Raw genomic sequence first — 22,030 nt, forward strand, 5'->3', positions numbered from 1 at the left:
AAAACAAATTTAAGGAGTTGGTTTTCTTTGGAAAAGCAAATTTTAAAGATTCTTCCTTTTTTTGAAGCGAGGATATGGGGCGGTAAGCGAATGCTGGAAACGTTTAATTATCATACCGAGATATTTCCAGTTGGAGAAGTCTATAATGTTGCAGCTTTGCCCGGAGAAGCAGATTGTTTTGTTGAAGACACAGATATGACATTATCAGAATTATATACTGCCTGCCCTGAGTGGTTTCAGTGTGACACTGTACAATTACCGATCCGTGTTAACTTACTAGATCCTTTGGCAGACTTGTCAGTTCAGCTGCATCCAGATGATGAATACGCGTTAAATCATGATAACTCTCGTGGAAAACCAGAAGCATGGGTTATTTTGGACACTCCTGAGGACGGCAAGATTGAGTTTGGGCATCATGCACGTTCAAAAGAAGAGTTTGTGGAGCTAGTCCAAAGTAAAGAGTGGGGAAAACTGCTTAAGTATCTTCCGGCGAAAAAAGATTATTTTATTGATATTCCTGCTGGTACGTTACACGCAATTGGAAGAGATGTACTGACCTATAATATTTCCAGAAACGCTGACTTGACTTATCGACTGTATGATTATGATCGAGTCGATCCGAATACAAAGGAAGAAAGAGAGCTTCATATTGAGAAGGTGATTGACAATGTGCTGATTCCAGATCGTTCTACAGGATTTGTCTGGTACGATTCCTATTTGAAGGCTGGCTGTGAAATTACTGATTACTGGGATGAGCCAGGGTTATATACATTGAGTCGTATCAAAACAGAAGCAAAGGGGAGATATGAACCAAAGCGATTTGCATTTATCACGATTGTTGAAGGAGATGGAAAAATAAATGACACAGAAGTTTCAAAAGGCGAAACGATAATTGTTCCAGACCATTTTGGAAAATTAACACTGTCCGGTAAGCTGGATATGTTTGTGGCAAGCTATAAAAATTTGAAAAAATAATGAGGAGGACAATTCTGAATGAATCCTGTTGACTTGTCGTATAAGGCAGCGTTGGAGCTGGCGGAAACACTTAAAAATGTGAACATTCAGCAAGTGAATACATTGTTGGAATTGATAAAAATAAAAAAAAGAATATTTGTGACAGGTGCAGGACGTTCCTTGCTTATGCTGAAAGGTTTCGCCATGCGTCTCATGCATATTGGCTATGAAGTCTATATTGTCGGAGAAGTAACCACTCCAGCATTTCTGGAAGATGATTTGTTAATTGCTGCCAGTGCTTCTGGAGAAACAAAATCTTTAATCTCTAATGCCGAACGAGCGAAAGAGTATGGCGGCTCAATCGTTGCACTGACAATTTTTGAACAGTCGAGTCTGGGAAAGCTTGCTAATGAAGTGGTAAAAATTCCGGCATACACAGACAAATTACCTGTGAGTGAAATCAACCGAAAAGGAATTCTTCCGGGGGGAAGTATGTTCGAAGAAGCGATTCTTTTATTAGGGGACTCGCTGATTCTTGAACTGGCGAAAGACCAGCAAGTGGATACAACAAAAGCATTTGAAAATCATGCAAATTTAGAATAGGCGGGATAAAAATGAAATTACAGCTGGCAATTGACGAACTGAATTTGGAGCAGGCGTTAGAACAACTGGTTACTCTTGAACCTTTCATAGATATTGCGGAAGTAGGTACCCCATTTTTAATTGATGCCGGGCGTGAAGCGGTTAAGCTGATCAAAGAAAAATTTCCTCAGCTGGATGTATTGTGCGATGCTAAAATTATGGATGCAGGAGCATATGAAGCACAATTGGCATATGATGTTGGTGCAGCTTATGTGACTGTACTTGGAATTACGGATGATTTAACCATAAAAGGCTGCGTTGATCAGGCAAAAAAACAGGGAAGAAAAGTAATGGCAGACATGATTTGTGTAAAGGATTTAGCTGCAAGAATTCCAGTAATTGAAAGTCTGGGTGTAGATGTTATTGCTGTTCATACTGGTGCAGATCAGCAGGCAGCAGGCAGAACACCCCTTGAGGATTTAAAAGAAATAAAGAAATATGCTAAAAACGTTGAAATTGCTGCAGCAGGTGGTATTAGCAGTCAAACAATCAATGAGTATGTTGCATTGGAACCGGATATAATTATTGTCGGCAGCGGGATTTTGAATGCGGCTGATCCGCTTAGAGAAGCCAAACTGATTAAGGAAGCATTGAAAAGATGAACAGATACTTTCCTTGTTAGGATTATTGAATATTTTTTCAGCTCATTCAATTGAAAACCCAAAATACTTTATATAAATAATGAAGCCTCTTGCTTGATATGATTTCAGAGAGGTTTTTTTGTTTTGAAATGTATAAAAACAGGAAACTGAAAGAGTCAGGAGGCTGATTTGAATGTCTCACTGGTGAATATGGCAGGTATTGTCAGCTACGCCAATTACTTGTACAAAATGAGTTTTATAGTTTGAAAGAAGGAGTTATTTAAGAATAGAAAAACTGGATAAATAATAAGATTTAAATATATGATAACTTTTGCAGTAAAAGCTGTTCTTGCATACAATAAGATTGTAAGATTAAAATATAGGACAAGTAATGATGTATTAATTTTTTTATTAACTGAAGGATGAAAAGGAGACTTGGTATGGCAGGAAATGGGAAAATGAAGGTATTTATTGGCATTGCAGCAATGGTAGTGGTTGCTGGCTCAGTTGGCGGTTATTTTGTATATAAAAATCAGCAGGAGAAAAAGAAAGTTGACAGTATTGTTGATAAATACTCCGACACACTGGCAAAGCAGGATTTTTCTGCGTATAATGCATTGTTTTCAGAAGAATCATTTAAGGACAATTCAACTTCTAAAGAGGAAGTAATTCAGCGATATGAAAATATCTTTTCAGGTATTGGCACCAATAAAATAAATGTTGAAAGCCTATCTGCCTCAAAAGAAGATGATGGAAACTATTTGATTACGTATACTTTAAAACTGGAAACATCTTTTGGAGAAATCTCTACAGAAAAGTATAGCGTTGAGCTGATAAAAAAAGATGATGAGTATACATTTAACTGGAAACCTTCTTTAATCTTCCCGGAAATGGATGAGGATGATACAGTCAAAGTAGAGAGTGACGATGTTGAGCGTGGCGAAATACTAGACAGAAATGGAAAGAAAATTGCAGAAAATTATGACTATCAGCAATTGGGCATAATTCCCGGACAGCTGGGAGAAGGAGAGCAGAGGGAACAAAACATACAGACAATCAGCGAAAAGTTTGGCGTTTCCATTGAGATTATAAATGAAAAACTGGGTCAGTCTTGGGTGAAGGATGACTGGGTTGTTCCTATTAAAACACTGGAAAATGCGATTAGTACTACCGAGATGGGTGAGCTGCCTTCCGGTACAAGTATTGGCAGCACAAATCAAAGACACTATCCATATGGAGAAGCAACGGCTCATTTATTAGGCTATGTTGGTAAAGTTAGTGCAGAAGATATTGAAAAAAATCCGGAGCTGTCTGAAGAAGACTATATTGGAAAATCTGGATTGGAAGCAGCCTTTGACGAGCAATTGAGGGGGAAATCCGGAGCTGTCATAAAGATCGTTGACAAAGGCGGGGAAGAAAAGAAAACTCTTTTGTCTGTCGAAAAAATAGATCCTGCCGATGTTACCTTGACAATAGACAGCGAAGCACAAAAAATTGCCTATGATTCATTAGGCGGAAAGCCTGCCACTGCGGTTATTTCAAACCCTGAAACTGGAGAACTGCTGGTTGCAGCTGGGGCACCTTCCTACAATCCGAATAAAATGGTATTAGGCATTTCGGAAGAGGAGTATAAGGGGTATGCGGATGATACGAACCTGCCGTTCATGGCTCGTTTTTCCAATCGTTACGCACCGGGTTCAACGTTTAAAACAATTACAGCAGCTATAGGCTTGGACTCTGGAAATATTAATACAACAGAAGAGCGAACTATTGAAGGCTTGAAGTGGCAAAAAGATGCCAGCTGGGGCGGATTTTGGACAACACGGGTAAAGGATACGCCGGTTGTGGATCTGAAAAAAGCATTGGTCTATTCGGATAATATTTTCTTTGCGCAGAAGAGTCTGGAAATGGGAGAAGATGTTTTTCGCGGCGGACTAAACAAATTCATTTTTGGAGAAGAATTGGATCTTCCAATCTATGTTGAGCCTGCGAGTATTTCAAATGAAGAGACCTTTAATTCTGAAATCCTTTTAGCTGATACAGCTTATGGACAAGGAGAATTAATGATTTCTCCGATTTCTCAATTAGCCATGTATAGTGTATTTATGAACGACGGCACACTTGTTTATCCGCAAATAGTAAAGGATCAGGAAGTGAAAACGAAGCAGGAAGTGGTTAGTGCGAATGCTGCCAATATTGTACTGAATGATTTGATTGACAGTGTTGCTTCACCGGAGGGCTATGTCTACAGCTTGTATAATCCTGATTTTACGTTGGCTGCGAAAACAGGTACAGCCGAAATAAAGGATAAGCAGGATACAGATGGAACAGAGAACAGCTTTTTGCTGTTTTTCGATGTGAACAACCGCAATTTTATGGGGCTGATAATGTCTGAGAATTCTGGTGAAAATGGAACGGCAACTGAAAAATCCGGTGCTATTGTTCAATATCTGGAAGAGCATTATAAATAGGAAAAGAGAAATGCACGTATAAGAAAATCCTCTGATTTTGGTTGAAAGTTAATAGATAAAAGCAGTTACCCGTCATTTTGATCGTAAGAGGGACTGCGACATAAGTATGTCTAAGTCCCCTAAAACCGAATAAACGGTGTTCCAGTCTTTGTATGATTCGAGCATTCGAAGAAGCGTAGAAGCAAAGCCCCTCCATGCTTCGAGGATCGGAACGAAGTCCTTCAATTCTTAATGGCTCTGCCGTTTAGAAATTGATGAGATCGAAACGAAGTCCTTCAATTCTTAGTGGCTTTGCCATTTAGAAATTGATGAGATCGAAACGAAGTTCTTCAATTCTTAATGGCTTTGCCGTTTAGAAATTGATGAGATCGAAACGAAGTGTAGTGTAGTGAGAACCGTAGACGCAGAAAAACGGCTGCAGCGTAATGTTTTGTCTCGAGAATCGTTAGACTCGTAGAGACAGCAGTTCTGGAAATAAGTCGAACGATACTGAAAATATGAGTAGCTCCAGGGAGGTATCAATTCACAGCTAGTCATATTATGACTAGTGTTCCTTGACAATTTTCGTATATTCCGACTTATTGTCATAAATCACTACGATTGACTCGTCAGAGTAGATGATGCATGATACCTACCTGGTTCTTGAGACAGAACACTTCTGTCACAACCTCCTTTCTTTTGGTCTTTTCAGCATATAGCTTGGTACATCTAGGGCAGTTAGAAAAATTATTTTTTCTCATTATTTAATTTTCATGAAATACTATTTTTACAGTTTTTAAAACAATGAATTTCTGTTGACCAAACAGCGGACGTGAAAATAATCAGAAAAATGGAGCTGCCATGTGGACAAAAAGTTCGTTGTTTTTATTATCCGAACAGGCATATTATTGAAATAGGTGAAGATATGAGGACAATGCTTAAGGAGGAAATAGCAGAAGAACAGGATTTGGTAAGGATGTTTATGTTGCTGGAAGCGATTGAATATTTTCTGAGTTTTTAGCCTGTTTACCGGTATAATAAAACAGTGTAAAAAACATGTAGATACTAAAAAATCGTTAAACTAAATTGACTAAATTTTCATGCAGTTATACTAGAGCGTGTCTGAAAAGGTAGTGGAAGTTGAATGTTTCAGTGATTTCTGTTGAAATCAAGGAAGAAAACACAGCATATGTGGTTCATAAGCAAGTATTTATGACGAGGAGTTCGATAAAAATCATCAAACTATTCGCCGCTGGAGTTTTCAGACACATAAGCTGCTAAAAGATTATTTCATAAGCAGATAGCACTATCGTTATTTTGCTAATTGGATTGCCAGACCAGAATAGATGAAGGGGATGTGTAGCTTTTGAAGAAATATATTGCACTTTTACGTGGGATAAATGTGGGAGGAAAAAACAAAATATCGATGCCTGTTTTAAGAACTGTATTTGAAGAGCTTGGTTTTTCAGATGTTGTTACCTATATTAACAGTGGAAATGTTGTTTTTTCCAGTGTTATTCAAGATGAAGTTGAGCTGATAAAAAAATGTGAAGAAGTAATTCTTGAAAGATTTAAGTTAACTATACCTGTTGCTGTTATATCAGCAGATGATCTGGCTGAAGCAATGGAAAATGCGCCGGAGTGGTGGAATACAGACAAAGAATCAGTGCATTATACTATTTTTGTTCTTTCGCCAATTCGTGTCGAAGAGATTTATGCAGGCGCAGGCGAAGTGAACCCAGAATTTGAGCAGGTGGGGCATCATGGCAATGTCATTTTCTGGTCGGCTCCCTTGAAAACTTATTCCAAAGCGAAGTGGTCAAAAATTGCCAGATCTTCTGTAAACAGTCATGTCACTATCAGAAATGCCAATACAGTGAATAAATTACTGTTGATGACACAATAAAAGTATTTAGTTAAAATAAGGATCAATTTAGAAAAATAGCTGTTCCCCTTTATTTCATAAAGTACAATATATTCTTAAATTATGCAGAGTCTGGGCTGTTACTTTCCTGAACTTTTTTAATTAGAATGTAAAAACGATGAAAGGAATAGTAGAGTAGTAAATCTCCATTACTAATTAAAATAAGAAGTTTAGTAATTTTATTGCATTATATTTGTACTTATGGAAAATTAAATATAATAAAATGAACATATTGGTTTTATGAAAACCTTAGAATGTATTATAGGCTTTGGATTATTTTAGCAGCACTTGTTCCTGTGACTGTTCATGCATATGGAGTTGACTACAGATCATTGGAAGATAAGATCCGTTTTATGGAGCTGGGGAGCTTCTGCTTATTCTCTTGTTCAAAAATATGACTGAATTGGAAACTATCTATTTAGACTTGAGAAATAGTAGTGGTCGGGATGAAGTAGATACTGATTTGAGGTCAATACATGATATTTCTGTATTAAATGGACTGGTAAATTTATCCTATATATTAAAGAAACTGCAGGGCAGAAACTCTCTATTCAAAAGAAGGATGAGTCAGTATCAACTAGTGAATACAAAGGAGAGTTTACTTATCGGGTAATGACGGTTATATCAATGGTTAGGAAAAGATAAGTTGATAATAATAATTTTTGTGTGATGTAATATGTTCATATTAAGAAAAGGAACATAGCTTTAACAGCCTGAAAAACTGGTAACGATTTATAAAGAACAAGGGTTCGTTATCGATTTTTAGATGGATTTGTCCGGCAAACTCAAATAAGAAAATGTGATAGCTTTATCCAAAAAATAAAGAAAACCTTCCGATGAGAATGAGTGGCAAACATAACGCAGTTTATACGATAGATAAGAAACAGAAATTGTGAAAATTTGGACAGCTTCATTTCAAAATAACAGGTTTAAATAAGTGACTACGTTTCGATCTAAATAGAATGTTGTTATATTATTTTCCTTTTATTGAGAAGCAAATTTAGGATTTGCCTTTCGGATTAATTCTGGATAGTGTGTGCTTACTTCGTCGAACGCATGCATAACATTAACAGGAATATCAATATGAGTCAAAAAGTTTCGCCCCTTTGGACCGTATCCGTGCTCGTCATCCCGTATCCTCGGAATTTCTCCCAATAATAAAGAAATATAGCGTTTGATTTCCCACATTCCTTTGATATCTTCCCGATATGCTAAACCATTATTTCTCAGAATGATTTCAGCATGGTAAGCCGGGTAGTTAATAACTGTCACATCTTTTGAAACATGTTTTTTTAAAGTTAAATCCATTCGCAGCTGCATGGCAGCATCCTGTATAATCAGAATGCTTTTTGCAGGTATTTGTTCCCTGTGTATTAAATCCAACAGATAAGTCACATTATTTCCGCAATTGGTAGATTTTGTTTCAAGATAATCAGGAGCTAATCTGTATTCTGCAGATAAGATAGCAGAAAATAATTCAGCTTCAGATTCAATACCTGTTGAAATACCAGGAAAAGCATTCTCTGCTTTTGTGAATAAGGTTTCTGAAGTATGTCCATAGCCGCCAACAATAATATATTGTTGTGCAATCTGATTTTGAATAGCATCAACCATAACCTCAACACCAGCCAGAATACTTCCGCCAAAAAGAACCATTACATCTACTTTTTTAATGCCGTAAGTATCGTTTAATGCTTCTTTCGTCAAATGCTCAATATCCTGTTTTCCACAAAATGTTCCTAAACAATTAATAGACTGATCGATCGAATGTGTCATTGGACTATCTCCGTTTTCAATAAAATTGTAAGAGGCTTCATGCAAAATTGTAACAAGGATTCAGCAAGGGAGTCAATGAGTAAATTATGAGTCTATGGAGAGAAAGCAATTACTATGAAGATATGCTAATGGATTCCCTTGTATTTCTGCATGCCCCTTCTTTGAGGGAGCTGAAAGTAAAGAAGATTCTCGGACAAGAGATAAAGTGCTGGGCGGAGAAGGGATCACTATTTGGGAAACTTGATGGAAGCTATAGGGATAAAGAGCTAAGTCGCTTGGAATCCTATATTTTGCAAATATACTAAAGGCTGCTATTATGCATTTATGGTTTCCTATTCTATAATTTCCTCAAAATTATTTAGGAGACTTAAGGTGGCTCTTTTATGAGTGGTCTTTTTTTAATATGGTGCTATTTCTTGGGTATTAGCTATTTCTGGAACTATTCTTTAACATATGGAAGAAAAATAGCCGGCAGGGAAGACAAGTAATAAGGATTGTTGATTAAGAATAGAAACTAAGACACAACCCGGATTTATTGAATGGTATCAATTCAAGTATTTTTCCAAGCGTTCAATCATATCTTTTTGAGCAATGAATGAACGCAGGTAAGGGAGAGAAACCTCATTAGGAAGAATAAACCAAGAAGAATGATAGCCATTAGTGGTTGTTGGAAACCCTTTATCTTCTTCATTATCACCATCATATCTAATGGCGAATGCGTCTTTTCCGTTCCATTTTACTTTAGCAACAGAGTATCCTTTGTTCGTTTGGGTCCCGTCTTCAATCAATGCAATAAGCTCTAGTTTTTCTTTTGGGCTGACTACTTTGTTCGGTGAAACCATGATAAACCCTCCATTCATTTTCTTATATCTATTATACTCAAAAAGAATAATTATTTCGAGAAGAAGCATGCTGCTTTATTCGCCCAATTGAATGATTCATAGTATACTAAAAGCAGGAGGGGATTATGATGGCTGACAAGTATACGAATATCTTAGTTGCAGTTGATGATTCTGAGCAAGCAAACAAAGCATTTAAAGAAGCCGTTGCAATTGCTAAACGAAATGACGCAGTTCTTTGTATTTTAAGTACATTTGCTATTCCTACTTATGATTCATTAGGTCTCTCTATACAAAGTATAATTGATATGGCAGAAAAAGAAACAGAGCAGCTTGTCCAGGAAAAAACAGAGCAGGCAAAGAATTCAGGCCTGAAGAATGTCATTTATCGAGTAATACAAGGGCATCCCAAACATATCATTGTAAAAATGATAAAAAGTGAGGGGTATGATTTAGTTGTTATGGGCTCTTCTGGAAAGGGAGCTGTTGAGCGAACGCTGCTTGGCTCCAACACGTCATTTGTAGTTAATCATGCTCCTTGTGATGTATTGGTCGTAAAGGATAAAAGCTAAGCGGATTGATTGAGTATTTTTAAAGAGTGTGGTATAAAATAGGTGTAAGGGATTTAAAACTCCCACCATAAGCTGGTCCAATGAATACAGAAATGTTGCAAGCGGAAGAAAACTTATGGGGTGCGTACGATGTAGGCTGCGTACAACTTGCAAAGCTATTGCGGAAGCGATAAAAGGAGCGTGGGGGATGAACAGATTCCTTACAAGGTATAAGGGGCTAACAATAGGTGAAGGCTGAATGAGTAGACATAAGAACCTCAGTTTCAGCAGTGCGAAAGCAAACACCATTGTTAGTCCTATTTATTTGGCTCTAGCTCAAAGAGTGCGGTTAACCATTAAATTTAGGTGAATTCAAAAAATATTCCTGCTTGTCATTTTAAGTAATCCGTGGTATTCTGATATCGATAAAGGATTGTTACTGTTAGGCAGGCAAAACCAGAATGAACTTATTTACTGTATGCAGTAAGATAGTGGGTGAATTCTAGGTTTTTTTATTTTTGGAAAAGGACTTTCATTATGATTATTATTGATAAAATTTTGAATAACAATGTAGTGATGGCGCTTAACAGTTCGGGAGAAGAAACAGTTTATATGGGCAGAGGCCTTGCTTTCAGCAAAAAAGTTGGAGATGAAATTTTTCCGGAATTTATTGAAAAAGAATTTATTCTGAAAGACACAGCACTTTCCAGTCAGCTTGAACAGCTGTTTTCCGATATTCCCTCTGAAGAGGTCGAAGTAGTAAAAAAGATTGTTGATTTGGCTGAAGAAGAACTGCAAATGGAATTATCTTCAAATATCTACCTGACTTTAACAGATCATATTCACTATGCAATCGCGAGGGCCAAAGAGGAGATTGTTCTTTCCAATCCTCTAAAATACGAGACCCGCAAATTTTATCCCAGAGAATTTAATATTGCCCGCCAGGGAATTAAGATGGTTAACGAGCAGTTTGATGTGTCGTTTTCAGATGACGAGGCGGGATTTATTGCTTTTCATATTGTCAATAGCGAACAGGGAAACAATACAATGGAAGTTACGATGACGGCAACAGAAATTGTTAGTAACGTTTTAACGATTATTCAACGGTATTTTGGTACTCTGTTTGATGAAGATGCTCTGAACTATCAGCGTATGGTTACGCACTTGCAGTTTTTCAGTCAGCGTTATTTAAAAGATGAACTGAATGGTGATGACGACGAATTTTTGTATGAGCTGATTCAGTCAAAGTATCCTAAAGCATTTCAAGCAGTGCAGCGGATCAATCAGTTTTTAGAAACCGAGTACAACAAGCCGATTGGAAAATCGGAACAAACCTATCTGACCATCCATATTCAGAGATTGGTTGGAGAAAAAAATGAATAATCCTCAATCATCGGATTGTTACTGGTAATGCAGGCTAAACCCGGATTGAAAAAATATGCTAGTACAGAATTTCTTGTGCTGCCGTTTTTTCAATTTGGGTTTTTCTTATTATAAAAAAAGAAAGAGGGATAGTAATGAGTAAAAATCAGGAAATTGCAGCTCGTATTCTGACACTGGTTGGCGGAGAGAAAAATGTAATTAGTGTAGTTCACTGTGCAACACGTTTGCGTTTTAAGCTGAAAAATGAGACTGATGCAAAAACAGACATATTAAAAAACGATCCGGAGGTTATTCAAGTTGTTCAAAGCGGTGGTCAGTATCAAGTGGTTATCGGCAGCCATGTAAGTGATGTGTACAAAGAATTAATGGCTCAAAGCAGCTTGGGAAATGAAGGAACAAAGAATTCTGATACCAAAGGCGATGGAAATATTTTTAACCATTTAATTGATGTTATTTCATCCATTTTCACGCCATTCCTTGGTGCGATGGCTGGGGCAGGGGTATTGAAAGGGTTTCTGACCCTTGCAGCAACAATGGGCTGGATGGCTGCTGACTCAGGTGACTATTTGGTTCTATACGCAGTAGCAGATGGATTGTTCACTTATCTGCCGATTCTCTTGGCATTTACAGCTGCCAAGAAATTTAACACAAACCAGTTCCTAGCTGTCTGTCTAGCAATGGCACTTGTCCATCCAAGCATTAATGCTTTGGCTGGAACGGAATTAAGCTTTTTCGGTATTCCGGTTATTTTAGGTGCAAGCGGTTATACATCTTCAGTTATTCCTATTATTCTAGCAGTATTTGTTATGCAGTATGTAGAACACTTCTTTAAAAAAGTTATTCCTAATGCATTGCAGATTATCTGTGTTCCATTAGCAGTCTTTTTAGTAATGACACCATTAACTTTCATCGCTATTGGACCTATTGGAAGTATTGCAGGTGATCTGCTTGGCGGAGCGTACAATTCTATTTATAATTTAAGTCCGATTCTGGCTGGTGCTGTAATGGGTGGCTTCTGGCAAGTGTTTGTTATGTTCGGTATGCACTGGGGCTTCGTTCCGATTATGATGCTGAACCTGTCTGAAGCAGGCGGCGGTATGGATACACTAATGCCGATGCTTTTACCGGCAGTTATGGCGCAGGGGGGTGCAGCACTGGCTGTTTTCCTGAAATCTAAGAATGTAAAGCTGAAAGGATTGTCTCTTTCTTCTGCAGTGACATCTATTTTTGGTATTACTGAACCCGCTGTTTATGGTGTTACACTGCCATTGAAAAAACCTTTTATTGCAGCATGTATTGGTGGTGCAGCTGGCGGAGCCTTTGTTGCATTCAGCGGAACAAAGAACTATGCATTTGGATTGGTGAGTCTGTTCAGTTTACCGGGCTTCATTACTCCGGGAACCTCTGATACTTCAGGTATTGTTTCAGCAGTAATTGGTACTGGAATTGCAGTAGTCATAGCGTTTATTTTAACCTTGGTTTTAGGATTTAAAGATGAACCAAATGAAGGAAAAGTTTTATCAGATGAATCGGATAAAATGATTTCCAATGATATAGAAAAAGGACAAAAAATTATTTTGACAAGTCCTGTCAGCGGAGATATTATTCCGCTTTCTGAAGTGAAGGATAATGTGTTTTCTTCAGGAGCCATGGGTAAAGGTCTGGCCATTCGTCCGAATGATGGTGCAGTTTATGCACCTGTTGATGGAGAGATTACCACTATTTTCCCAACAGGTCATGCAATCGGTCTTACTTCTAAAGACGGAATTGAAATTCTGATTCATATCGGTATGAATACTGTTGAGTTAAATGGAGAAGGCTTTGAAGCGTTTGTGAAAAATGGCGATAAAATTTCCAAAGGAGATCTTTTAGTGAAATTTGATGTTGCGTTAATTACAGATAAAGGATACTCTGTTGAGACTCCAGTAGTAATTACCAATAGCAATAACTTTTTAGATGTACTGGATTTATCTCAAGAGAATGTTTTACATGGGGAAGATTTTCTTGTAATAGTAAAATAATAATTTGGAGGATAAATGAATATGAAAAAATTTACAGGTTTTCCCGAAGGATTTTTGTGGGGCGGTGCAACAGCTGCCAATCAGCTGGAAGGCGGTTATCGTGAAGATGGTAAAGGACTTTCTGTTGCAGATGCAATGCCTGGCGGTAAAGCTCGTTTTGCAGTACTTGGAAGTGAAGACTTTGACTGGTCGATAGATGAGGATAAGTATGTTTACCCGAACCATCGTGGGATTGATCATTACTACCGTTATAAAGAAGATATCAAACTGTTTGCTGAAATGGGCTTCAAGTGTTACCGTTTTTCAATTGCATGGGCACGTATCTTTCCACAAGGCGATGAACGCGAGCCTAATGAAGCGGGTCTTGTTTTCTACGAATCAATGATTGACGAATGTTTGAAATATGGTATTGAACCTGTAATTACTATTTCTCATTATGAAATGCCGTTGAACTTAGCTGTTGCTTATGGCGGCTGGAAAAATCGTCAACTGATTGATTTCTTTGAACACTATGCAAAAACAGTTTTAACTCGTTTCCATAAAAAAGTAAAATACTGGATGACTTTTAATGAAATAAATTCAGCATTTCATTTTCCGGTTCTCAGTCAGGGACTGGTGAAAAAGACTGGTGCAGGAGATAAACAGAATTTATTCCAGGCATGGCATAACCAGTTTGTTGCAAGCAGTAAGGCGGTTAAAATCGGACATGAGCTTGACCCTGAACTTCAAATCGGCTGTATGATTATTTACGCAACAACGTACAGCCTGGATGCAAATCCAATCAATCAGATGGCTACACTGGAACAGAATCAGGAATTTAATTTCTTCTGTACAGATGTACAGGTTCGCGGAGAATATCCTGCGTATACCGGCCGTATCTTTAAAAAGTATGGAGTAGATGCTGAGAAAATGGATATTACAGAAGCAGATTTGGATTTGTTGAAAAAATATCCAGTTGACTATATTGGCTTCAGCTATTATATGTCAGCAGCGGTGACCATCACCGAAAAGAGTGAGGAAGTAGCTGGAAATCTGCTTGGCGGAGTGAAGAATCCATTTCTTGAAGCAAGTGACTGGGGCTGGCAAATTGATCCGGAAGGGTTGCGCATTGCCTTGAATGAATTGTATGATCGTTATCAAAAACCGTTGTTTATTGTTGAAAATGGACTGGGTGCTATTGATAAGGTTGATGAAAACTTCTATGTGGAAGACGACTATCGTATCGATTACCTGCGTCAGCACATTCAGGCGATGGAAAAAGCGATTGAAGACGGTGTTGATTTAATGGGTTATACACCTTGGGGCTGCATTGATCTGGTCAGTGCTTCCACTGGAGAAATGAGTAAACGCTACGGCTTTATCTATGTTGATCTGGATGATAATGGAGAAGGTACGATGAATCGCTGCAAGAAAAAATCCTTTAATTGGTATAAACAGGTCATTGAGACAAATGGGGAAAATTTAGATTAATAATACTTTAAGCAGCCGTCTCAGCGAGAGTTGAGGCGGTGTTTTTGTATGGAGAAATGTGGGTTGCCTTTTGAATGTTGGTCTGAATAAAAGAACTAAAATATATCTAAACAGTATCAAATCTCCATGAAAATGAGTGTAAAAAAATAAAATCTGGTAGTTACCAAATTTTAGTGACTTTACCGAATATATTCTTATTTTTAACCCAGCCGTTGATAAAGCCGTGATTGTTGGCAATCTGATATTCAACCTGACTGTTCCTGGTTCTGATTGCAGCAATCAAATGTGTATAGTAATTTCCTTTGACTTTGCAGAAGACGATATCATTTACCCGTAATACAGTTTCTTCCGTTACCGGTATCAGGGTGACTGGCTGATTCGATTTAAGAATTGGCAACATCGAATTTCCTACTTCTTTATATTTTTCAACAGTTTTTCCTTGTTGAAGCAATGAAGCAAAATAACTTGCTTTTGACACTAAAAATCTCTCCTTTTCCATTAAGTATAGCAAAAGAGCTAAGCGGAAACAATATGAGAAAATATTTGACGTTCCCCATTTTTCATTAAGAACCCTATTATATCAGTAGTTACAGAAGCTGGTTTCTAAACAAAGGAAACACGCCTCGAAATACTGTAGTTCAATAATTTTTTGTATTAGTTTCAAAAATTTGAAGTAAATTCAAGGAGAAAATCAAGTGTCACATTGAAACTTTGGCAGAATACTCCCAGCGGAAGAAAGGTATCTGCTGATTGAGGGGGTACTATTTTCATAGCTGCTAAAATAATATTTCCCAGAGAAAAAAGTTCGGATGGTCCAAAAGATAATCAGTTAAAAAATAAAAATTGTGATGAAAGCGGTCACAAATGCAGCATACTATTTTATATAATGTGGCTATAACTAAAGGAAGGAGGGGCAAAGGTATGACAATCGATCATTATTTTAGTGAAGAATTGGCAGATATTATTGAAGAAAGCAACAATCAGGAGGAATTTTTTTCGTATATTTTCCAAAAACTGAAGCATAAAGGATATGTGGAGGATAGTTTTTATGAGGCAGTCACGGAACGGGAAAAGGATTATCCGACAGGCTTAAAGACACCTTTTTTGAGTGTGGCTATTCCGCATACAGATCCAACGCACATAAAAAAACCGTTCGTATTTATAACCAAGCTTTATCAGCCTATTTCTTTTGGACAGATGGGATCTGTTGATGAAAAAGTAGAAGCCCATTATGTGTTTGTCCTTGGATTTGAAAAAGGTGAAGAACAGCTGGTTCTTTTACAAAATTTAATGGCGATGTTTTCTGATGAGAGAACAATGACCCGATTATCTGAGAATATATCGGAACATGAAATGTATTCAATTGTAAACCAATACTACATTAATAAAGAATAGGAGATTTTATCTATGACAAAGATTCACAATATTTATGAAGCGCCCTTTATCAAAGAAATGTGTGAAGCAACAAGGAACCTTTGGAATAATGGTTGGGCGGAAAGAAACGGAGGAAATATCAGTTACCGTTTGGATGAATCAGAGGTTGGCTTCTACTTGGATACAGATCGGATTTTGAGTGAAGTGGAACTCGGCTTTGAAATTCCGGAGCTTGCAAATATGATATTTCTGGTTTCCGGCTCAGGGAAATATTTTAAAAATGTGTGGCAAAATCCTGCAGATAATCTGGTTATTTTGAAAATTGATGCAGCAGGAAAGAAGTACCAGGTTTTATGGGGACTGGAAACAGGCGGAGTACCAACCAGTGAGCTTGCATCTCACTTGAAATGTCATGCAGTCAGACTGAAACAGGATGCAGAGCATCGGGTAATCCTTCATACTCACTCCATAGCCATTTCAGCGATGACCTTTGTTCATGAACTGGACGAAGATAAGTTTACGAAGACTTTATGGGAAATGATTACAGAATGTCTGGTCGTATTTCCGGACGGTGTTGCTGTTTTGCCGTGGATGGTGGCGGGAACAGTAGAGCTGGGGGAAGCCTCCGCTGAAAAAATGCATTATTCACGAATCGTTGTTTGGCCGCATCATGGAATCATGGGTGCAGGTCAAACAATGGATGACGCATTTGGATTGGTGGAAACTGCTGAAAAAGCTGCAGATATTTACATGCGTGCTGTACAGGTGCCAACTGGAATCATCCAGAAAATCACTGATCAGCAGCTGTGGGATTTAGCTGATCGTTTTGGTGTGGCTCCCAAAGAAGGAATTTTAGCACCAAGAGAGCAATAATGGATGGGTTGGTCAATTCCCATCTATTACTGCAGAGTTATTGAGGGAGTATAAACAACAATTATTTTAAAAGACAGGAGAATAGTGATGAAAAGAATTAATGTAATCTCAGTATGCGGCTCCGGGACTGTAACAAGTTCTATGGTAGCTGGAAAAGTAAAGGATTTTTTGGAGGATAACGGGTATAAAGCAAAGACTGTTGAGGTGAATCCAGGCGGAGTGGAAAATGAGCTGGCTTCCGGACAATGGGACGTAATTGTTCATACGAGTCCATTAAAGGGGACTTATAGTATCCCGACGATTAATTCAGTAGGACTATTGACGGGAATGGAAGAAGAGGAATTTTATGAAGAGCTGCTTGAAACGGTAAAATCACTGTAAAAGGGGGAGGAAATTGTGTTAGAAATTCTATCAAGTATTATGGATGCATTTGGAGCGGCAATTGTCGTTCCAGTCATTATTTTCTTTATTGCGCTGATTATGAAGGTTAAGCCTAAAAAGGCATTTACTGCAGCACTGAATGCGGGGATTGGACTTACCGGTTTTAACATGATAATCGGAGCCTATTCACCGATAGTCACTCCAGTTGTTCAGAGAATGGTTGAAGAAACAGGCGTAAATCTGCGTATTTTAGATACAGGATGGCAGGCAACGAGCGTGGTTGCGTATTCTACCCAAGTAGGAATGATCTTTTTGGGTCTGGGGCTTGTGCTGCAGCTGGTTCTCTTTGTTTTGAAATACACTAATATTTTCATGCCTTCAGATCTCTGGAATAATTTTTCATTTATGCTGTGGGGATCTATGCTCTATATTGCAACGGGTAATTTATGGTTGTCAATTGGCTTGATGGTTCTCTCGAACTTGTACAGTCTGGTATTCTCTGAAGTGGTTGCTAAAAGATGGTCAACCTATTATGGCTATCCAAAATGTACAATGACTGCGCCTCATCATATATGCTCTGTTCCGCTGGCTATAGGAATGGATTGGATTTTGACAAAATTGGGGGCCAATAAAGTACAGTGGAATCCGGAAAAAATTCAGGATAAGCTGGGCTTCCTCGGTGAGCCTACCTCACTTGGATTTATGTTGGGGCTGATTTTGGGCTTTGCAGGTAATTTCATGCGTTTGAACACGATGGAAGGCTGGGGAGAGATTGTGACAGTGGGAATAGCGACGGCAGCGATTATGGCCATTTTCCCGAAAATTGCAGGAATTTTTGCTTCTGCCTTTACGACGATTACGGATGCTTCAAAACGGACTGCAAAATCCGGCGGGAAAGACCGTGTTTGGTACTTGGCAATTAATGATGCGGCTGGGTATGGTGAAACAGCTACTTTGCTCACCGGTATGCTTTTGATGCCGATTATTTTAGTCCTTGCAATCATTTTGCCGGGCAATGAAACCTTGCCGATGGTAGATTTGATAGCAATTCCCTATATGATAGAATTGATTATCTGTATTTCAAATGGAAATATTTTTAAATCTCTGATTTCAGGCACTATTTGGTGTGTCGGCGGCTTGTACATGATTACAGCAGTAGCTCCTACTTTCACAAAGGTTGCTTTGGATGTTGGGGTGAATTTACCGGAGGGTGCGCTGCTTATCTGTAGTTTTGCAGTGATGACCAATCATATTATGGGCGGTTTATTCCTGATATTTATGACACAGAATCCTCTTTGGATTGGGCTTTCTGTAATTGTTTACATTGCAATGTATCTTTTTGTGCGGACGAAAAGAGAAGTCATTCATGATTATCTTGAAAGACAGGCTGAATTAGAAGAAAATGTACAAATGGCATTGGAGCAGGAGGCGGTATAATGGTAAAAGTAGTCGTAGTTGGTGATCGGCTGGTCAGCAGTGAAACATTAAAAGAAGCTGCACTGCAGTTGACTATTGGAGCAGAAATTGAAGTTATGGAATTTAACTGGCACGCTGATTTGACAAAAGATCAGTTTCAGGAAAAAATTCTTCAGATAGAAAAAGGCGGACCGGAAGCTGTGCAAGTACCGGAAGGGATTGTTGAGGCGATGGCGGATGCAGACTATCTGCTCGTTCATATTGCGCCGGTTTCAAAAGAGATGCTGGCGAATGCATCGCAGCTAAAAATGATTGGAACCTGTCGAGGCGGCTTGGAGCATGTAGCTGTGGATAGTGTAAAAGAAAAAAATATCCCGCTGATTCATGTCATTAGGAATGCTGAGCCGGTAGCAGATTTTACAGTTGGACTGATTTATGCTGAAACACGAAATATCGCCAGAGGTCATCGGGATGCAATGACAGGAAAGTGGACAAAGGCTTTTCCAAATGATCCATACAAAACAACGATTGATCAGTTGAAAGTCGGCTTGATCGGTTTAGGCTATATTGGAAAACTGGTTGTAAAAAGATTAAATGCGTTAGGTGTAGAAGTCATGGCATATGATCCGTTTGTTGATCCGGAAAGAATAAAAAAAGAAGGTCTGTCTGTAGAATTTAAAGAGTTGGAAGAGGTTTTTTCGGAAGCTGACGTTCTGTCGCTGCATATGCGAGTGACACCTGAAACAACGAATATGGTCAGCGATCATTTGATTTCACTGATGAAGCCCAGTGCCTATTTAATAAATACAGCCAGAGCCGCTGTATTGGACAAAAACGCATTAATAACAGCCCTGAAAGAAAAGAGAATTGCAGGTGCTGCGCTTGACGTAATTTGGAAAGAACCCATTGAGATGGACGATCCTTTATTACAGCTGAATAATGTGACTCTCACCCCACATATTGCAGGCGACACCATTGATGCGATTCCAAAATCTCCTTATTTGTTAAGGGATGTCATTAATGCGTATTTAAAAAACGGCATAAGTGATATGCTGATTAAATTATAACTAAGAATCATCAAAAAGAAAAGATTTCTTCAGTTGTATTCAGACTATAAAATATATAAAGTTTCTATTCAAAGAAATAAATATACAACTTTTTCCAAAGTGTTGGGAATTTGGTTAGCTGAACGCTGACTCGGTATGTTTTCAGAAGCTGGGTCAGCAGTTCTAAAAATTGAACGTGAATGCTGATAATGAAAAGGAGATGTTCTTATGGATTCAATGATGAAGCGAATAATTGAAATGATTTTGAATACACCCGGTGTCGCTTCACAGTATCTGAAGGATGAACTGCACGTCAACAAAAGTCAGCTGGATTATCGAATCAAAAAGATTAATGACTGTCTGGAAGAAATGGGCTTTCAAAAAGTAGAAAAAAGAAACCATCGCTACTTTCTTTCTGTCAGTGCTGCACAGCGCCGACAGCTTTTAACCTCAGGTTCATCATTGATCCATCTTCAAGGGCATGAACGCCAAATCTATATTATTCTGTTGGTTATTCTGTATAAAAACTTAACTTTGGGGATGCTGGCAGAAAAATTAAGTGTCAGCCGTAATACCATTCTGTCAGATATTAAAACAGTCGAACCTTTCTTGGCAGCCCGACAATTGGGGATTCGTTCAAAGAGGGCAAAAGGCTATTTTCTGACCGGTGAAGAAATTGCTGTTCGTAAATTATGGCTGTATTTGGTGAAAGAAGAAATTGAAAAGGACTTTGAGCTGAAGTTTTTTTATGAGCTCCTCTCGATTGACAGAGACAAACTTCACAGAATTGATCAAAGAATCAGTTTAATGGAAAAAGAACTTCAGCTGTACTTTTCAGAAGTAAAGATTTCCTATTTGAGAATGATTGTTTATTTATCTCTTGTTCGTTTTTCGAATAAGGAAGAAGTAACAGCCCGAGATATTGCCGGCTATGGCGATTTGTTAAACCAGGAAATTTTTCATGTGGTTGAACAACATTTCAGCAGTCTATACTCGGAAAGCTCAGTACAGCCGTATGACCAGGAACTTAGGTTTATCATCATGCATGTTCTAAGTATTAATATCGTCAAGCGAACTTCTTTTAAACAAAGCCCTGAACTGTTAAAGGCGATAAAACACAGTATTAATTATTTTGAAAAATCCAGTATTACATTTTTTGAAAACAAGCAGGAGTTGTGCGACGTGCTTTATCAGCATATCATTCCTGCCAGCTATCGTATTCGCTTTGGAGTGCCGGATGAAGGAGATCTATCCCAGTCTATCAGACAAGAGTACAGAGAATTTTATTTTATTGTGAAGAAGGCAGTGTGCCCTGTTGAACGGATATTGGGGATTGAGTTTGTGGAGGAGGAATTGTCGTATATTCTGATTATTTTTCTCAGTTTTTTAAAAGGAGAAAAGATAACCGAAGAAAAGCAAAAAACTGCAGTAGTTGTTTGTATGCACGGTGTTTCTGTTTCCCGACTGCTTTTGGAAAATTTAAAGGAGCTGCTGCCCGATATTCTTTTCAAGCGCTATATGTCTTTGCGTGAATTTTATGAATTGAATCCCCAAGTGGATATTGTTTTTTCAACAGTTGGTGTGGACACGGATATTCCTACATTTTTTATTAAACATTTCCTGACTGACCATGAAAAAAGAACTCTTAAAAGAAAAGTAGAAGGTACTATATTTAGCCGTTATTCCTATAGTGAAGGAATAGATTCTTTGAACCTTGATGGGCTGCTGCAGGTTATTGAAAAGTATGCAGATATTCGTGCAAAAGGACAATTAAAGCAGGAGCTTGAACAATTTTTGTTGCCGGATAATGACAATGAGGAAATCACAGGAAGTCTGGTTTTTAAAGACGACTATTCTTTACTGGAGCTGCTGCCAAGACAAAATATTCAAATTTATGACAAAGCGTTGAATTTTAACGAAGCCATTCGTTTAAGCGCAAAACCGCTGCTGCAGAATGGTTCAATTGAAACCGGCTATGTTGAAAAAATTCTTGAAGGCTATAATCCTGAGTATCCCTATTTTGTGATTGCGCCTGAAGTAGCCATTCCGCATGATGGACCTGAAAATGGAGTAAACAAGTTGGGGATGTCATTTCTTCGGGTCAGAGAACCCATCCCTTTTTCAAAAGAACTTTCAGTACGAATCATTGTGATGATTGCACCAAAAGATAAGAAAACACATTTGAATGCAGTGACGACATTATATAATCTTGTGAATAATGAAGCATTCCGTTCAGCACTTTTGACTGCTCCTTATGAACAGGATATTTACGATTTGTTCTTTAATGAACTGACTGAAAATAATAAAGGACAGACAAAACAGAAAATATATGAATAGAGGAGGAATTTT

18 protein-coding genes are annotated in these 22,030 nt (G+C 38.1%); 15 read left to right on the plus strand and 3 right to left on the minus strand.

Going from position 1 to position 22,030, the window contains the following annotated elements:
- Nucleotides 1–27: 27 nt before the first annotated feature.
- From LI951_RS00110 to LI951_RS00130, 5 genes are all read left to right on the plus strand, one after another.
- Nucleotides 28–975 (plus strand): class I mannose-6-phosphate isomerase, encoded by a 948-nt coding sequence (locus tag LI951_RS00110; protein ID WP_229440898.1) that lies wholly within the window; start codon nucleotides 28–30, stop codon nucleotides 973–975.
- Between the two features lie 18 nt (nucleotides 976–993).
- The gene (hxlB, locus tag LI951_RS00115; protein ID WP_202065715.1) at nucleotides 994–1,557 is read left to right on the plus strand and encodes a 6-phospho-3-hexuloisomerase; all 564 of its coding nucleotides are present in this window, start codon (nucleotides 994–996) and stop codon (nucleotides 1,555–1,557) included.
- A gap of 11 nt (nucleotides 1,558–1,568) precedes the next feature.
- Nucleotides 1,569–2,198: a 3-hexulose-6-phosphate synthase gene (gene hxlA, locus LI951_RS00120; RefSeq protein ID WP_229440899.1), complete on the plus strand. Its 630-nt coding sequence runs from the start codon at nucleotides 1,569–1,571 to the stop codon at nucleotides 2,196–2,198.
- A gap of 419 nt (nucleotides 2,199–2,617) precedes the next feature.
- A complete protein-coding gene (locus LI951_RS00125) occupies nucleotides 2,618–4,648 on the plus strand; it encodes a penicillin-binding transpeptidase domain-containing protein (RefSeq protein ID WP_229440900.1) in 2,031 nt (676 codons plus the stop codon).
- A gap of 1,345 nt (nucleotides 4,649–5,993) precedes the next feature.
- Complete coding sequence (locus tag LI951_RS00130) at nucleotides 5,994–6,533, plus strand: DUF1697 domain-containing protein (protein WP_229440901.1); 540 nt, start codon at nucleotides 5,994–5,996, stop codon at nucleotides 6,531–6,533.
- A gap of 1,002 nt (nucleotides 6,534–7,535) precedes the next feature.
- Here the strand turns inward: LI951_RS00130 and LI951_RS00135 are convergent.
- Entirely contained in the window at nucleotides 7,536–8,327 is a 792-nt protein-coding gene (locus tag LI951_RS00135) for a YdcF family protein (RefSeq protein ID WP_229440902.1), read from the minus strand.
- Nucleotides 8,328–8,872: 545 nt separating this feature from the next.
- Nucleotides 8,873–9,169 (minus strand): hypothetical protein, encoded by a 297-nt coding sequence (locus LI951_RS00140; protein ID WP_202065731.1) that lies wholly within the window; start codon nucleotides 9,167–9,169, stop codon nucleotides 8,873–8,875.
- Between the two features lie 128 nt (nucleotides 9,170–9,297).
- On the opposite strand from LI951_RS00140, the gene LI951_RS00145 reads away from it, so the two are divergent.
- The 4 genes from LI951_RS00145 to LI951_RS00160 all read left to right on the plus strand — a co-directional run bounded on the left by LI951_RS00145 (nucleotide 9,298) and on the right by LI951_RS00160 (nucleotide 14,591).
- Complete coding sequence (locus LI951_RS00145; RefSeq protein WP_202065734.1) at nucleotides 9,298–9,738, plus strand: universal stress protein; 441 nt, start codon at nucleotides 9,298–9,300, stop codon at nucleotides 9,736–9,738.
- A gap of 519 nt (nucleotides 9,739–10,257) precedes the next feature.
- Nucleotides 10,258–11,100 (plus strand): BglG family transcription antiterminator LicT, encoded by an 843-nt coding sequence (gene licT / locus LI951_RS00150; RefSeq protein WP_202066198.1) that lies wholly within the window; start codon nucleotides 10,258–10,260, stop codon nucleotides 11,098–11,100.
- A gap of 134 nt (nucleotides 11,101–11,234) precedes the next feature.
- A complete protein-coding gene (locus LI951_RS00155) occupies nucleotides 11,235–13,121 on the plus strand; it encodes a beta-glucoside-specific PTS transporter subunit IIABC (RefSeq protein ID WP_229440903.1) in 1,887 nt (628 codons plus the stop codon).
- 21 nt (nucleotides 13,122–13,142) lie between these two features.
- Nucleotides 13,143–14,591, plus strand: coding sequence for a glycoside hydrolase family 1 protein (locus tag LI951_RS00160; protein WP_202065737.1), 1,449 nt, complete (start codon nucleotides 13,143–13,145; stop codon nucleotides 14,589–14,591).
- A 160-nt stretch (nucleotides 14,592–14,751) separates the two neighbouring features.
- Here LI951_RS00160 and LI951_RS00165 read toward each other — a convergent pair whose 3' ends face one another.
- On the minus strand, nucleotides 14,752–15,069 hold the full coding sequence (locus tag LI951_RS00165; RefSeq protein ID WP_229440904.1) for a hypothetical protein: 318 nt from the start codon (nucleotides 15,067–15,069) through the stop codon (nucleotides 14,752–14,754).
- 443 nt (nucleotides 15,070–15,512) lie between these two features.
- Here LI951_RS00165 and LI951_RS00170 point away from each other — a divergent pair, with 443 nt between their 5' ends.
- From LI951_RS00170 to LI951_RS00195, 6 genes are all read left to right on the plus strand, one after another.
- Nucleotides 15,513–15,986 carry a PTS sugar transporter subunit IIA gene (locus LI951_RS00170; RefSeq protein ID WP_202065741.1) on the plus strand — a complete coding sequence of 158 codons (474 nt, stop codon included), beginning with the start codon at nucleotides 15,513–15,515 and terminating at the stop codon, nucleotides 15,984–15,986.
- A gap of 12 nt (nucleotides 15,987–15,998) precedes the next feature.
- Nucleotides 15,999–16,838 (plus strand): rhamnulose-1-phosphate aldolase, encoded by an 840-nt coding sequence (gene rhaD / locus LI951_RS00175; protein ID WP_202065743.1) that lies wholly within the window; start codon nucleotides 15,999–16,001, stop codon nucleotides 16,836–16,838.
- An 87-nt stretch (nucleotides 16,839–16,925) separates the two neighbouring features.
- On the plus strand, nucleotides 16,926–17,219 hold the full coding sequence (locus tag LI951_RS00180; RefSeq protein WP_229440905.1) for a PTS sugar transporter subunit IIB: 294 nt from the start codon (nucleotides 16,926–16,928) through the stop codon (nucleotides 17,217–17,219).
- 15 nt (nucleotides 17,220–17,234) lie between these two features.
- Entirely contained in the window at nucleotides 17,235–18,656 is a 1,422-nt protein-coding gene (locus tag LI951_RS00185; protein WP_229440906.1) for a PTS galactitol transporter subunit IIC, read from the plus strand.
- Nucleotides 18,656–19,702: a 2-hydroxyacid dehydrogenase gene (locus LI951_RS00190; protein WP_202065749.1), complete on the plus strand. Its 1,047-nt coding sequence runs from the start codon at nucleotides 18,656–18,658 to the stop codon at nucleotides 19,700–19,702. The genes LI951_RS00185 and LI951_RS00190 overlap by 1 nt, the downstream gene beginning before the upstream one ends.
- Before the next feature lie 207 nt (nucleotides 19,703–19,909).
- Complete coding sequence (locus LI951_RS00195; protein ID WP_229440907.1) at nucleotides 19,910–22,018, plus strand: BglG family transcription antiterminator; 2,109 nt, start codon at nucleotides 19,910–19,912, stop codon at nucleotides 22,016–22,018.
- Nucleotides 22,019–22,030: the final 12 nt, after the last annotated feature.

This window comes from Enterococcus sp. BWT-B8, assembly GCF_020567625.1.
In the GTDB taxonomy this organism is placed as follows: Bacteria; Bacillota; Bacilli; order Lactobacillales; family Enterococcaceae; genus Enterococcus_L.